Annotated in this window: 1 protein-coding gene; it reads left to right on the top strand. The window is 42.5% G+C overall.

Going from position 1 to position 322, the window contains the following annotated elements:
* On the top strand, positions 1-321 hold a 321-nt coding region (locus AB4512_RS22690; RefSeq protein WP_372175793.1), incomplete at its 5' end, for a glucose PTS transporter subunit IIA.
* Between the last annotated feature and the right edge of the window lies 1 nt (position 322).

Raw genomic sequence — 322 nt, 5'->3', positions numbered from 1 at the left:
GTTAACGGTACTATCGGTAAGATCTTCGAAACTAACCACGCATTCTCTATCGAGTCTGACGACGGTGTTGAGCTTTTCGTTCACTTCGGTATCGATACAGTTGAACTTAAAGGCGAAGGCTTCACTCGCGTAGCTGAAGAAGGTCAATCTGTTAAAGCTGGTGACACTATCATCACTTTCGACCTAGCGCTTCTAGAAGAGAAAGCGAAATCTACGCTTACTCCAGTTGTTATCTCTAACATGGACGAAATCAAAGAGCTGAACAAGCTTTCTGGTTCTGTAACTGTTGGCGAAACTCCAGTTCTTAAAGTAACTAAGTAAT

Origin of the sequence: Vibrio sp. 10N.222.52.B7, assembly GCF_041474275.1 — a bacterium.
GTDB classification, from domain to species: domain Bacteria; phylum Pseudomonadota; class Gammaproteobacteria; order Enterobacterales; family Vibrionaceae; genus Vibrio; species Vibrio crassostreae_C.
This window is presented reverse-complemented; position numbering and strand designations above follow the sequence as displayed.